General features: G+C 70.6%; 7 protein-coding genes. 5 read left to right on the forward strand and 2 right to left on the reverse strand.

Annotation, left to right across the window (positions count from 1 at the left end; translation table 11 throughout):
* Positions 1–23 precede the first annotated feature (23 nt).
* The gene (gene hemL, locus ETAA1_RS17415; RefSeq protein ID WP_145240636.1) at positions 24–1313 is read right to left on the reverse strand and encodes a glutamate-1-semialdehyde 2,1-aminomutase; all 1290 of its coding nucleotides are present in this window, start codon (positions 1311–1313) and stop codon (positions 24–26) included.
* Positions 1310–3307, reverse strand: coding sequence for a serine/threonine protein kinase (locus tag ETAA1_RS17420; protein ID WP_145240638.1), 1998 nt, complete (start codon positions 3305–3307; stop codon positions 1310–1312). Before ETAA1_RS17420 ends, hemL begins: the two co-directional genes overlap by 4 nt.
* Positions 3308–3498: 191 nt before the next feature.
* Between ETAA1_RS17420 and ETAA1_RS17425 the strand changes: the two genes are divergently transcribed.
* From ETAA1_RS17425 to cimA, 5 genes are all read left to right on the forward strand, one after another.
* Positions 3499–7866 carry a hypothetical protein gene (locus tag ETAA1_RS17425; protein WP_145240640.1) on the forward strand — a complete coding sequence of 1456 codons (4368 nt, stop codon included), beginning with the start codon at positions 3499–3501 and terminating at the stop codon, positions 7864–7866.
* Between the two features lie 40 nt (positions 7867–7906).
* On the forward strand, positions 7907–9526 hold the full coding sequence (gene nadB, locus ETAA1_RS17430; protein WP_145240642.1) for an L-aspartate oxidase: 1620 nt from the start codon (positions 7907–7909) through the stop codon (positions 9524–9526).
* Between the two features lie 40 nt (positions 9527–9566).
* Complete coding sequence (locus tag ETAA1_RS17435) at positions 9567–10133, forward strand: Uma2 family endonuclease (RefSeq protein WP_145240644.1); 567 nt, start codon at positions 9567–9569, stop codon at positions 10131–10133.
* Positions 10134–10203: 70 nt separating this feature from the next.
* Positions 10204–11436 (forward strand): hypothetical protein, encoded by a 1233-nt coding sequence (locus tag ETAA1_RS17440; RefSeq protein WP_145240646.1) that lies wholly within the window; start codon positions 10204–10206, stop codon positions 11434–11436.
* Between the two features lie 280 nt (positions 11437–11716).
* A complete protein-coding gene (cimA, locus tag ETAA1_RS17445) occupies positions 11717–13285 on the forward strand; it encodes a citramalate synthase (RefSeq protein WP_145240648.1) in 1569 nt (522 codons plus the stop codon).
* Positions 13286–13287 lie beyond the last annotated feature (2 nt).

Consider the following 13287-nt stretch of genomic DNA (forward strand, 5'->3'; position numbering starts at 1 on the left):
GGGCGACGTGTCTCGACTCTAGCTCACGCCGCGACCTCGGCCAGCGCCGCGCGCGCCGCCTGAATCGTGCGGGCCACGTCGGCGTCGGTCATCGCCGCGGAGAGGAACGCGGCCTCGAACTGGCTGCACGGCAGGTACACGCCGCGGTCCATCATCGCCCAGAAGAAGCGGGCGAACCGCTTCGCGTCGGCCGTCTTCGCGGTGTCGAAGTCGGTCACGGGCGTTGCGGCGAAGAACAGCGTCCACATGCTGCCGACGCGGTTCAGCTGCACCGGCACTCCGGCGTCGGCGGCCGCGGCACGGAGGCCGGCTTCGAGTTGCTGGCCCATCCGGTCGAGCCGCGAGTACGGCGGATCGGCCGTCAACTGCTTCAGGGTGGCGATGCCGGCGGCCATCGCCACCGGGTTGCCGCTCAGGGTGCCGGCCTGGAACACGGGGCCGGCCGGCATGATCTTCTTCATCACGTCGGCACGGCCGGCATACGCCCCGACGGGGAAGCCGCCGCCGATGATTTTGCCGAGCACTGTCACGTCGGGGTCGTCGCCGAGAAGTTCCTGGGCGCCACCGTAGGCGAGGCGGAAGCCGGTCATCACCTCGTCGTAGACGAGCAGCGCGCCGTGGTGCCGCGTCAGGCGGCGCAGCTCGGCGCGGAACTCGGGCGACGGCAGCACCAGCCCCATGTTGCCGACGACCGGTTCGAGCATGACGCCGGCGATGGCGTCGCCCTTCGCCGCGAACACCTCGCGGAGGCCGACCACGTCGTTGTAGCGCAGCACGAGTGTGTCGGCGGTGCAGCCCTTCGGCACGCCGGGGCTGTTCGGCACGCCGAGCGTCAGGGCGCTCGACCCGGCCGACACCAGCAGCGAATCGACGTGCCCGTGGTAGCAGCCGGCGAACTTCACGATCAGGTCGCGGCCGGTGAACCCGCGCGCGAGCCTTACGGCGCTCATCGCCGCTTCCGTGCCGCTCGACACGAACCGCACCATCTCCACGGACGGGATCGCCTCGACGACCAACTCGGCGAGTTCCGTCTCGGGCTCGCTCGGGGCGCCGAAGCTGCTGCCGTCGTGTGTCGCGGCGATGACGGCTTCCAGCACGGCGGGGTGGGCGTGGCCCAGGATCATTGGCCCCCACGAGCCGATGAAGTCGAGGTAGTCGTTGCCGTCGATGTCGGTGAGGTACGCCCCGCGCCCGCGGGCGATGGTAATGGGGATGCCGCCGACGCCGCCGAACGCCCGCGCCGGGCTGTTCACGCCGCCGGGGATCACCTTCTGCGCCCGCGCGTGGGCCGCCGCACTCTTCGTCCGGTTCATCGTTTCCCCTCGGCGGCCGTCAGGATGCTCCGGGCTTTTTCCCGGGCCGCGACGACCGCCGTGTCCGTCTCGTCGTCGTAAAGTTCGACCAACTCGCGGGCCGTGGCCCGCACCGCGATCCACTTCACCGTCTCGCTGCCGGCCTGGGCCTCGGTCTGGGTTTGCCCGAGTTCGGCGAGCTTCTGCGACACGAGTTTCTGTCGCTCGGCCAGACCGCCGTCCGCGGCGCCCCTCGGGATGGCCGCCCGCTGCTGCGACGCGAGAAGGAACCAGGTATTGAGGTCCGGCTCCTTCTCGGCCAGCCCGATGGCCGCGTCCCACCACCGGGCCGCCTTCTCCCTGTCGCCGAAGGCTTCGAGCCGCAGCGCCCGCACGGCCAGCGATTCGGGGCTGTCCTTGTCGAACGGCGTGGGCAGCTCGAACCGCCGGTGCTCGGCGATCTTCTTGTGTAGCTCCGGGAGGAGCTTCCGGGCCGCCTCGATGTCCTTGAGCCGCTTGTCGGCCACCCAGCCCCAGCGGGCCTTGTTCAGCGGCTCGTCGTCGAAGGTGTACGGCAGCTTGGCCTCGGCGGGGAATCTACCCCGGACCTTCGTCCAGTACTCGGTCGCCACGGGCAGCTGGCCGTCCTTCTCGGCCTTGATGGCCGCCATCGTCGCGGCGTAGGCGTCCCCGTCGTCGCCGTCGCCGGGGTTGTCGCGGAGGTTCGCCTTGCGGAAGCGGTTGGCGAAGATCCCCTCTCGCTTCTCGACCCAGCCGGCCCGGAAGAGCGCGGCCGCGGTGTCGGTCCGTTCGCCGGGCGTGTCGCCGTGAGGCTTCAAGTAGGCGGTGGCGGCCTCGATGCGGGCGTCGGGCGTGGCCTCGCCGCGGCCCTTCTGCGCGGCCAGCCGCTCGACCGGGGCGTACAGCGCGTCGGCCGACGGCGGCCGCATCAGGAAATACGCCCCGGTAGCGAGCCCACCAAGGGCCACCAGAATGGCGGCGGCGTGGAGCCACTTCTGCTGGAGCAGCGGCACCGCCTTCGCCTTCCGTTTCTTCTTCGTCTTCCCCTTCAGCGCGCGGGCGGCCTCGCGGTCCTCCTCCGTGATCGGCGCCGCCTCGGCGCCGCGCGGGCGGTCGATCTTGCGGGCGTTGGCGGCCTCGAGGCCGGCGCTCTTGCGGGCCGTGGCATCGTCCTCGATCTCGGCCAGCATCCGCCCCACCCACGCGGCGTCGATCGGCCGCTGGTCCTTGTCCTTCTCCAGCAGTTGCAGGATCAGCGCCTCGAACTTCGGCGGCAGGTCTTGCAACAGCTTGCCGAGCCGCGGCGGCTTCTCGTGGACGTGTTTGAGGAACATGTCCACGGTCGTGTCCGCGGTGAACGGCTTGCGGCCGGTCAGGAGCTCGAAGAAGACGACGCCGAGTGAGTACAGGTCGGACTTGGCGGTGAGGTTGCGGTCGCCCTTGCACTGCTCCGGCGACATGTACGCGGCCGTGCCGATCGTGCTGTTCATGCCGGTCAGGGCGGTCACGTCCTGGTCCTTGGCGATGCCGAAGTCGGTGAGCTTCAGCACGCCGTCCGTGGTCACCATCAGGTTCGACGGCTTCAGGTCGCGGTGGATGATCCCCTTCTCGTGCGCGTGCTGGAGGGCCAGGCACAGGTGCTTGCCGTAGGTGACGACCTCCTCCCACCCCAGCCGGCCGCGGCGGGCCAGGACGCGGTCGAGCGGCTCGCCGTCGACGAACTCCATGGCGATGAACGGCGTCTTCTTGTACGTGCCGGTGGCGAGCAGGCGGACGATGTGCGGGTGCCGGAGTTGCTTGAGGATCGCCGACTCGCGCTCGAAGCGGGCCATCGCGCCTTCGTTGCCGAGCAGGCCGAGGGCGACGACCTTGAGGGCGACCTGCCGAACCTGGCCCTCGCTCTTCTGGTAGCGGGCCATGTAGACGGTGCCCATGGCACCGCTGCCGAGCTCCCGCTCGATGGTGAACGGGCCGATCTGCTGCCCGATCAGCATGGTTCCTCCCCGCGACCGTGGTTCCCGGGCATTGTACCTCACACGGCCGGGGTTTCGCCCCCGATTCCGGCCGCGCCGCCAACGCCGGTTGCGGCCGGAACGTAACGCCCGGTAACGGGTTGCCCCCGCCGTCGCACCGGCCGCGCCGGTCGGCTAGAATGGAGGCGTCCGTTCCGCCGCGGAGTCCCGGCATGGCCACGGTGATTGAGAAGCCCGACCCGGCCGCGAAGTTCGCCACGAAGGTGGACGAGCAGCTGGCCGAGGCCACCAGCCGCATCCGCGGCCACGACCTGGCCCTCGGCGGCCTCTTCGTCGCCGGCTTGGTGCTGGGCTACGCCGCCGCGATGATGCTCCTCGACCGCTACCTCGTGGTTGCCGAATGGCTGCGCCAGCTGTCGCTGCTGGCGTTCGTCGGCGTGGTCGGCTACGCGGCCTACCGGATGCTCGTCCGCCCGTTGCGGGCGCGGGTCAATCCGATGTACGCGGCCGTCGTCGTGGAGCGGACCATCGACGACGCCAAGAACAGCCTCGTGGGGTACGTCGAGGCGCAAGAGCGCGGCGACGTTCACCCGGCGGTGAAGGCCGCGATGGGCGCCCGCGCCGCCAAGTCGGTGGACGACGCCGACGTGAACCGGGCCGTGGACCACCGCGGCCTGCTCTACGCCGGCGGCGGCGTCATCGCCCTGTTCCTGACGCTCGTCGTGCTGTTCTTCGTGTTCCGCCCGACGCAGTTCCAGTCGCTACTCGGCCGCACGTTCGCGCCGTTCTCGTCCGCCACCATCGCCAGCCGCACGACCGTGTTCCTGGTCGAGCCGCAGGGCGGCGACGTGACCGTCACGTCGGGCCAGTCGCTGACGATCAGGGCGGAGGTGAGCGGCCGGCTTCCCAAGCCCGACGCGGCCGACAAGGTGCGGCTGCTCGTCCGGTACAACCCCGCCGACCCGGCCTACGACGAACTGCCGATGGAGCCCGGCGAGACGAGCCGGGAGTGGTTCGTGCAGGTGCGGCCGGAGCAACTGCGGACGGGGGCGTGGTACAAGGTCGCGGCCGGCGACGGCGAGACGGCCGAGCACCGCGTGACCGTCCGCACCGCCCCGCTGTTCACCGACTTCGAGGTCGAGTACCTGTTTCCCGCGTACACCCGCCGGCCGGACGAGAAGTCGACCGACCCGCACCTCATGGCCGTCCGCAATACCAAGGTCAGCGTGGTGGCGAAGGCCAACCGCCCGGTGCGCGACGGCCGGGCCGTGTTCGACCCCGCGGGTCAGCCCGTGGTCGCCGGCAAGGTCGTCCCCGGCCGGCAGGACGCGCTGCGGTTCGACTTCCTCCTCACGACGCCCGGCAGCTACCGCCTCACGTTTAACGCCGCCGACGGCGAGCGGAGCCCGGAGTCGATGCCGTTCGGCATCAAGCTCGACGAGGACCGCCCGCCGCTGGTCTCGATCCAGGTGCCGCAGCCGGACGACATCCAGCTACCGGCGAACGGCCTCCTCGCCATCGACGGCGGCGCCGGCGACGACTACGGCCTCGACAAGCTGACTCTGAAGCTGAAGCTGGCCGACGTCGCGGCGCGGCCGCTGGCCGACCGGCCGTACCTCGGCGGCAAGTCATTCCGCCGCGACGCCGACGGCACGTACCCGGTCAACCTCGCGTACAAGGACTCGGTCGAACTCGGCAAGCTGACCGACCCCGCCGGCGGCAAGGTCGAGCTGAAGGAGGGGATGGTTCTCGAATACTGGTTGGAGGCGACCGACAACCGCACGAAGCCGGGCAGCACCGGCCCCGAGCCCGACCCGCAGGTGGGGAAGAGCGCGGTGAAGCGGGTGCGTCTGCTGCCGCCGCTGACGCCCCCCGAGCAGAAGGACCAAGAAGCCCGCCGCGACCAGCGGAAGCAGGACGAGAAGCAGCACGCCGACAACCAGCAGAAGCAACTGGACAACGAGCCGCGGCCGCAGCCGAACGCGCCCCCGAAGGCCGACCCGCCGCAGGACGGCATGGGGAACCCCATGCCGATGCCGCAGGACGGCATGGGCAAGCAGCAGGACGGGACGGGGAACCCGATGCCGATGGACGGCATGGGGAAGAAGCAAGACGGCATGCCCATGCCGATGGGGAACGACGGCACGGCCAAGAAGCAGGACGGCATGCCGATGCCGATGGGGAACGACGGCACGGGCAAGAAGCAGGACGGCATGCCGATGGGCAGCGACGGCACGGGCATGAAGCAGGACGGCATGGGGAACCCGAACCCGCCGAAGTCGCCGGAGCAGAAGAACCCACAAGACAAGGGAATCGCGGGCGGCATGACGGACCCCAAAATGCCGCCCACGGGGATGAACGACGGCACCCCGATGCCGATGAGCAAGGCCGACATGGGGACGCCCGGCAGCAACAACGGGATGCCGCAGCAGGCGCCGATGCCGTCCGACCCCGGCAGCAAGAACGTGCAGGAGCAGGCCAACAAGGTTCAGGACCAGCTCAACCAGGAGAAGTCCGGCGGCGGTACGCCCAAGGCGGCGCCCACGGCCAACGACGGGGAGCGGACGCCACCCGCCGATCAGAAGTCGAACCCGCCGATGGGCGGAATGCCGCCCGAGGCCCAGCCGAAGACCGACGGCGGCATGGGGGCCAGCGAGCCGCGCACGGACGGCAAGGCGGAGCAGCCGCCGGAGCCGTCGCAGGCGAAGGCCGGGCCGACGGGCGACATGCCGCCGATGCCGAACAAGGGGAGCAACCCGCAGCCGAGCGAGACCCGCCGCGAGCCGCTCGGCGGCGACCCCGGCGCGGAGCGCGAGCCGCAGAAGGGCGGCGACCCGATGCAGAAGGGGATGTCGCAGACCAAGAACGACCCGACCGCCGGCGGCGAGCCGAAGGCCGCATCACAGCAGAAGTCCGACGACGTGATGGGCAAGGCGTCGCAGCAGCCGACTCCTGCGGACAACGCCGCGAAGGCCAAGACGGCGCCGCCGTCGAACGACCGCGGCGGCGAACGCGACCCGATGCAGAAGGGTTCCCCCCAGTCGGAGCCGCAGGGCGGCGGCGAGCCGAAGATGCAGCAGCCCGAGCAACCCGGGGCGGTCCGCCCGATGCCGAAGGAGGGCGACCCGACGCCGATGAACGGCATGGGGAACGACGCGAAGGGCGGCGACCCGATGGCCAACGCCGCCGAGCCGCGGCCGGCCCCGATGGGCGGCACGAAGCAGGGAGACCCGAAGATGGGCGACCCGCCGATGGGCAAGGGGAAGGAGGGCGAGCCGAAGGGCGGCATGGCTCAGCCGAAGAATCTCGACCCCGGGATGGAACGGCCCGAGCCCGGCAATCCCCAGCAGAACGGCGGTCAGGGGCAGGCGCCGATGCCGAAGTCGGTCGATCCGAAGGCCGGCCCCGAAGCCGGGCCGATGAACCCGATGACGAAGGCCGGCCCCGAGAACCCGGGCGCGCAGAAGGGCACGCCGCCGGCGCTCGACCCGAAGCAAAAGGCCGATCTGGAGCAGGCCGCGAAGGATTTGACGAACCCCGACCCGAACCGGCAGAAGGCCGCCCGCGACAAGCTCGACCAGGCGCTCGGAAAGGGCGCCGGGCAGAAGCTGGAGGACATCGCCAAGGGCCTCAACTCGAACGACCCGAAGGAGAAGGCCGCGGCCCAGCAGCAACTTGACGACCTGCGCCGCCAGGCCGAGCAGACGGCCGGCAAGGAGCCGGGACCGAAGGGGATGAACCCGATGGACATGGGCACGGCAAAGGGCATGGACCCTACGCCGTCCCCGATGGGCACGGACAAGGGGATGAACCCGATGCCGCAGCCGATGGACATGGGGGTGGCGAAGGGCGGCCCGAAGGGGGACACGAACCCAAAGGCGGGGCCGACGCCGAAATTCGACCCGAAGGAGCTCGAAGGGGCGCTCAACGACCTGAACAGCAAGGACGAGGCGAAGCGCGACGCGGCCCGCGAGAAACTCGACAAGACGGTCGGCAAGGAGGCCCGGCAGCAGGCCGAGCAGCTTCAGAACGATCTGAAGTCGGGCGACCCCGAGCGCGAGGCCCGCGCCCGCGAGAAGCTCGACCAGCTGAAACAGCAGGCCGAGCAGATGGCGAAGGACAACCCGCCGGGCGGCAAGGGGAGCGGCAAGGAGGACCGCTTCAAGGAGGGCGGCGGTGTGGAGCCGAACAACGCCAAGGCGATGGACGCCGACCCGCGGAACCGGGCGAAGTCGGCCGAGCTGACGCTCGACCAGTTCGAGCGGAACCGCTACAACCGCGACCTGCAAGACCGCCTCGGCTGGACGCAGGAGCAGTACGACCGCTTCCTCGACGACTACCGCCGCGAGGTCGCCCGCCTCCAACGCGACGCTACCGACGCCGAGCGGAACCCGCCCGTGGCCGCCGGCCCGCCTCCGCGGCCGGTCGACATCAACAGCGGCGGCCGGATCGAAGGACGCCCCACCGGCGCCGGCACGGCTGGCGTCGGCGGGCCAACGTTCTCCGCACCGGGCTTCGAGGAGGCGATGCGGCGCTTCCGCGAAGGGGCGACGCAGCGGCCGCCGGCGAAGCGGCCCTGAGTCGATGACTACACTGAGGGCACCTCCCACGGGGTGCCCGATGTCCGCCGCGAACCGCTACCTGGTCTCGTTCGACGCCCGCACCACGTTCCACCGCTTCACCGACGTACTGGTGATCGGGGCCGGCATCGCCGGCCTCCGCGCCGCGCTCGAGGTGCCGCCCGACCTGTCGGTGCTGGTCGTCACCAAGGACCGCGTCACCGAGAGCAACAGTTCGTACGCCCAGGGCGGCATCGCCGGCGTGCTCTCGCCCGAGGACACCTTCGACAACCACGTCGAGGACACGCTCGTCGCCGGCGACGGGCTGTGCGACCGGGCCGTCGTCGAACTCGTGGTGCGCGAGGCGCCCGCGGAGATCGACCAACTCGTCCGCTGGGGCACGAAGTTCGACCTGAAGGACGGGGCGCTCGCCCTCACCCGCGAGGGCGGGCACAGCCACCGCCGCATCGTCCACGCCCTCGGCGACGCCACCGGCTTCGAAATGATGCGGGCCGTCATCGCCACCGCCCGCTCGGCTCAGAACGTCACCATCTGGGACGACACCTTCACCGTCGACCTGCTCACCGCCGACGGCCGCTGCTGCGGGGCGGTCGTGTCTCACCCCATCTTCGGCAAGCTGCTCATCGCGGCGAAGCAGGTGATCCTCGCCGCCGGCGGGTGCGGCATGGTGTACCGCGAGACGACGAACCCGCCGGTGGCCACGGGCGACGGCATGGCCGCCGCGTACCGGGCCGGCGCGGAGCTGCGCGACATGGAATTCATGCAGTTTCACCCGACGGTGCTGTACGTCGCCGGGTCGGCGCGGTCGCTGGTGAGCGAGGCGGTCCGCGGCGAGGGGGCGTTCCTCCGGGACGTGTCCGGCGAGCGGTTCATGCCCGCCGAGGACGCGCGGGCGGAGTTGGCCCCGCGCGACGTGGTGGCCCGCGCCATCTTCCGCACGATGGAGCGGACGCTCCACCCGAACGTGTACCTCGACCTGTCGCACCTCGACCCGGCGATGGTGCGGACGCGCTTCCCCGGGTTCGACCGCGTGTGCCGCGGCTTCGGCCTGGACATCACCACCGACCGCATCCCGGTCCGCCCCGGGGCGCACTACATGGTCGGCGGCGTCAGCGTGGACGCCGACGGCCGCACGACGCTGCCGGGGCTGTGGGCCGCGGGCGAGGTGACGAGCAGCGGCCTGCACGGGGCGAACCGACTGGCGTCGAACAGCCTGATCGAGGGGCTCGTGTTCGGCGCGAGCTGCGGCCGGGGCGCGGCCGCGGCGGCGCGGGCGATGCCGGCGGGGCTGCACGCCCCGGACGTGCGCGCGACCATCGCCGCCGACGACCCGACGGACCGGCTCGACGTGGCCGACCTGACGAACGCCCTGCGGGCGCTGATGGTGCGGAACATGGGGATCGTCCGCACGGCATCGCGGTTGAAGGAGGCCCGCCGCGACGTGGGGTTCTGGTGCCGCTACGCCCTCGGCCGCGAGTTCGCCACGAAGTCCGGCTGGGAGTTGCAGAACCTCCTGACCGTGGCCCGACTGATGATCGACGCGGCACTCGCGCGCGACGAGTCGCGCGGCACCCACTTCCGCAGCGACTTCCCCGCCCGTGACGACACCCGCTGGGGACTACGGCACGTCACCAGCCCGTCGCCGGTGTTGACCGAGTGATCGTCACCGGTGCATAATGTCACAGGTTGAGGGCACACGTATGTCGATCGCAATACCGCCGCGCCCGCAGACTCTGGCCGACCTGGCAGGGGTGGAAGGGAAGGCCGAACTCGTCGCCGGGAGGATCGTTAGGTACATGGCGACCGGACGTATCCCGAGCCGAATTTCCAAGCGGATCACCCGCAGCCTCGACGACCATGAGATACGAACCGGCCTCGGCGAGTCGTTCGGCGACAGCCTCGGCTACGCTCTGCCACAACCACTGCCGAACGGCCGGCAGTCGTTCCAGCCGGACGCGTCGTACTACATCGGCCCCGCACCCTACGACGAAGAGAGCTTCGTCGAGGGGGTGCCGACGTTCGCGGCCGAGGTGCGGAGCGAGCACGACTACACGCCGGGGAAGGACCGTGACTACGAGGCCAAGCGCGCAGACTACTTCGCCGCGGGTACCGTCGTGGTTTGGGACGTGAACTACCGAGCCGAAACGGTTTCCAAGTATACCGCCGCCGACCCGCTGACGCCGACCGTGTTCCGCCGCGGCGAGGTGGCCGACGCCGAGCCCGCCGTCCCGGGCTGGCGGTTGCCCGTGGACGACATCTTCGCCTGACCGCGCAAGAATTCCGCCCGGCGGCCGAATCACCACGGGGTTCATCACTTTCCCCTCCGGTGCCGCCGTCATGTTCCGCCTCCTCGCCGGTCCGCCCCTGCTCCTCGTCGCCGCCGCGGCTGCCGCCCAGCCGAAGGCTGAGGCCGCTCCCGCACCCGCTCCGCAGAACGTCCGCAAGCTCACGACCACACCGGCTGCCGCGCCCGTGCCGGCGCTGCGGCTCACGCTCCGGGCGAAGCCCACCGACCGCGTGCCGGGGAACGCCGCACTCGACTACTACCGCGCCTCGCTCCTCGTCCCCGACTGGCCGCGCGACCCGAAGGAAAGTGAAAAGCACCACGCCAAACTCGACGGCTGGGAGGCCACCCCGCTCGACAAACTCCCGGTCGCGGAGGTGACCGCGTACCTGGACACGTTCGCCGGCGGGTTCGAGGTACTCGACGCGGCCGCCCGGCGCGACGCGGTGGACTGGCAGCAGGGCGTTCCGGTGCGGCTCGACCGGATTGGCGACTTGTTGCGTGACACCGGGAAGCTTAGGGAGATCGCCCGGCTGAACGGGTTCCGGGTCCGCCGCGACCTGGCCAACGACGACTTCGACGCCGCGACCCGTGACCTCCGGTCGGGCTTTCGGCTGTCCAAGGCCGTGGGCGAGGGTTCGACCACGCTCCAACTGCTCATCGGAATCGCCCTTGGATCCATCACCGTCGGGCAGGCCGACCAACTCGTTGGTCGGCCCGGCTCGCCGAATCTGTACTGGGCACTCGCCGACCTGCCGCGGCCGCTCATCGACCCGCGGCCGGCGCTCGACGGCGAAACGGTGTTCTTCGAGGAGCACGTCCGCAAGACGTTTCTGGCCGGGAAGGATTCGGCCGACCTGTGCCGGGCGGTCCGCGAAGACCAGTACAAGGCGTTCCGCCTGCCGTACCCCCGCGCCACGGCCGAGCTGGCGAAGGCCAGGGCGCGGGCCGAGGCGCTGAAGAAGGAGCGGCCGGATGCGGTGGTGTCGGTCTTCGCGCTGACCGTGCCGGCGATCGAGAAGGTGTACCACAGCCACGCCCGGCTCGACCGCCGGCTCGACGCGCTGACGGCCGTGGAGGCGGTGCGGCTGCACGCGGCCGCGAACAAGGGCACGCCGCCGGCGGCGCTCGCCGACATCACCGCCGTGCCGGTACCGAACGACCCGTTCACCGGCCGACCCTTCGAGTACACGGCCCGTGCGGACGGGTTCACGCTGACCGCCCCGGAGGTCGAGGGGGGCAGCCCCGGGAACGGCGTCCGGTACGAGGTGACGTTCCGCCGGTAGTGGCTGCCGAGTTGACACTTCACGCGGCTGGGGATACATTTCCCCAGCCGTCTTCACGCGCAGGAATCGTTCCCGTGGCCCGCACCCGTCACTCCCGGCCGGTGGTTATTACCGCGGCGCAGGGAGTGCGCGCCGGCGTTCGCGTCGGCAATACAGGATGACCGGGGCCGCTCGGCCGAGCGATCGATCACGCCGCCCCGAAGCCGACCCGCTTCGGGGCGGTCCCGTTTCCCGGGCCGCCCCGCCACCCGAACTCTCCACCGCCGGCCCACCCGCACCCATGACCCGCGTTGCGATCTACGACACCACCCTCCGCGACGGCAGCCAGGGCGAAGGTGTCAACTTCTCGTTGCAGGACAAGCTCCTCCTCACCCGCAAGCTCGACGAGCTGGGGGTGGACTACATCGAGGGCGGCTACCCGCTGTCGAACCCGAAAGACTTCGAGTACTTCCAGGCCGTCCGCGACCTGCCGTTGCGGCACGCCAAGGTCGTGGCATTCGGCATGACGCGGCGCAAGAACGCGCCGGCGGAAACCGACACGTGCCTGAAGGCACTGCTAGACGCGCACACGCCGGTAGTCACGATCGTGGGCAAGACGTGGGACTTCCACGTCACGAACGTGCTGGGCACGACGCTCGACGAAAACGTGCGGATGATCGCCGACTCGGTGGCGTTCTGCCGGTCGCAGGGGCGCGAGGTGTTCTACGACGCCGAGCACTTCTTCGACGGCTACCAGGCGAACCCCGAGTACGCCCTGCGCACGCTCCGCGCCGCGGCCGACGCCGGGGCGAGTGTGGTGATCCCGTGCGACACCAACGGCGGCACGATGCCCGAGCGCGTCGCCGAGGTGATCGCCGCGGCCCGCGCCGCGGTGCCGTGTGCGGTCGGCATCCACTGCCACAACGACTGCGACCTGGCCGTCGCCAACACGCTCGCCGCCGTGCGGGCGGGGGCGACACAGGTGCAGGGCACGATGAACGGCATCGGCGAGCGGTGCGGCAACGTGGACCTGGTGAGCGTGATCGCCAACCTGGCGGTGAAGTACGGCCGCGACGTGCTCGTACCGGGTAGCCTCGCCCGGCTGACGGAAGCGTCGCGGTACGTGTACGAGATCGCCAACATGAACTTCCGCAGCGGGCAGCCGTTCGTGGGGGCCAGTGCCTTCGCCCACAAGGGCGGGATGCACACGCACGCGGTGGCAAAGGACCCCACGACCTACGAGCACATCACCCCGGAACTGGTCGGCAACGAGCGCCGCATCCTGGTCAGCGAGCTGTCCGGGCAGTCCACCATCCTGTCGAAGACGACCAAATACCAGCTCGGCAGCGACAAGGCGCTGATGGGGAAGATCCTCACGGCAGTGCAAGACCTGGAGCACGCCGGGTACGAGTTCGAGGCGGCCGAGGCGTCGTTCGACCTGCTGGTGAAGAAGGCGGCGGGGCTGTACCGGCCGTGGTTCGAGCGGCTGGCGTACCGGGTGAACATCGAGGCCCGCGCCGACGGCGTGCCCGTCACAGAAGCCACGGTGAAGTTGCGGATCGGCGGCGAGACGCAGTTCGAAGTGAGCGAGGGGGACGGCCCGGTGAACGCGCTCGACGCGGCACTGCGGAAGGCGCTGGTGCCGGCCTACCCCAACCTGGCGGGGGTGCAACTGGTCGATTACAAGGTGCGCGTCGTGAACCCGAAGGAGGGGACGGCGGCGCGGGTGCGGGTGGTCATCGAGTCGCGCGACGGCACCGACGTGTGGGGCACCGTCGGCGTGAGCGAGAACGTGGTCGAGGCGTCGTGGCTCGCGCTGGTCGATTCAATCGAGTACAAGCTGTTCAAGGACGCGGAGCAAGGGAAGTAAGC

The sequence above is a fragment of the Urbifossiella limnaea genome (genome assembly GCF_007747215.1).
In the GTDB taxonomy this organism is placed as follows: Bacteria; Planctomycetota; Planctomycetia; order Gemmatales; family Gemmataceae; genus Urbifossiella; species Urbifossiella limnaea.

Bases quoted from the DNA above. Each gene is read 5' to 3' on its own strand.
- hemL (WP_145240636.1), bottom strand. From the start codon at position 1,313: ATGAACCGGACGAAGAGTGCGGCGGCCCACGCGCGGGCGCAGAAGGTG.
- ETAA1_RS17420 (WP_145240638.1), bottom strand. From the start codon at position 3,307: ATGCTGATCGGGCAGCAGATCGGCCCGTTCACCATCGAGCGGGAGCTC.
- ETAA1_RS17425 (WP_145240640.1), top strand. From the start codon at position 3,499: ATGGCCACGGTGATTGAGAAGCCCGACCCGGCCGCGAAGTTCGCCACG.
- nadB (WP_145240642.1), top strand. From the start codon at position 7,907: ATGTCCGCCGCGAACCGCTACCTGGTCTCGTTCGACGCCCGCACCACG.
- ETAA1_RS17435 (WP_145240644.1), top strand. From the start codon at position 9,567: ATGTCGATCGCAATACCGCCGCGCCCGCAGACTCTGGCCGACCTGGCA.
- ETAA1_RS17440 (WP_145240646.1), top strand. From the start codon at position 10,204: ATGTTCCGCCTCCTCGCCGGTCCGCCCCTGCTCCTCGTCGCCGCCGCG.
- cimA (WP_145240648.1), top strand. From the start codon at position 11,717: ATGACCCGCGTTGCGATCTACGACACCACCCTCCGCGACGGCAGCCAG.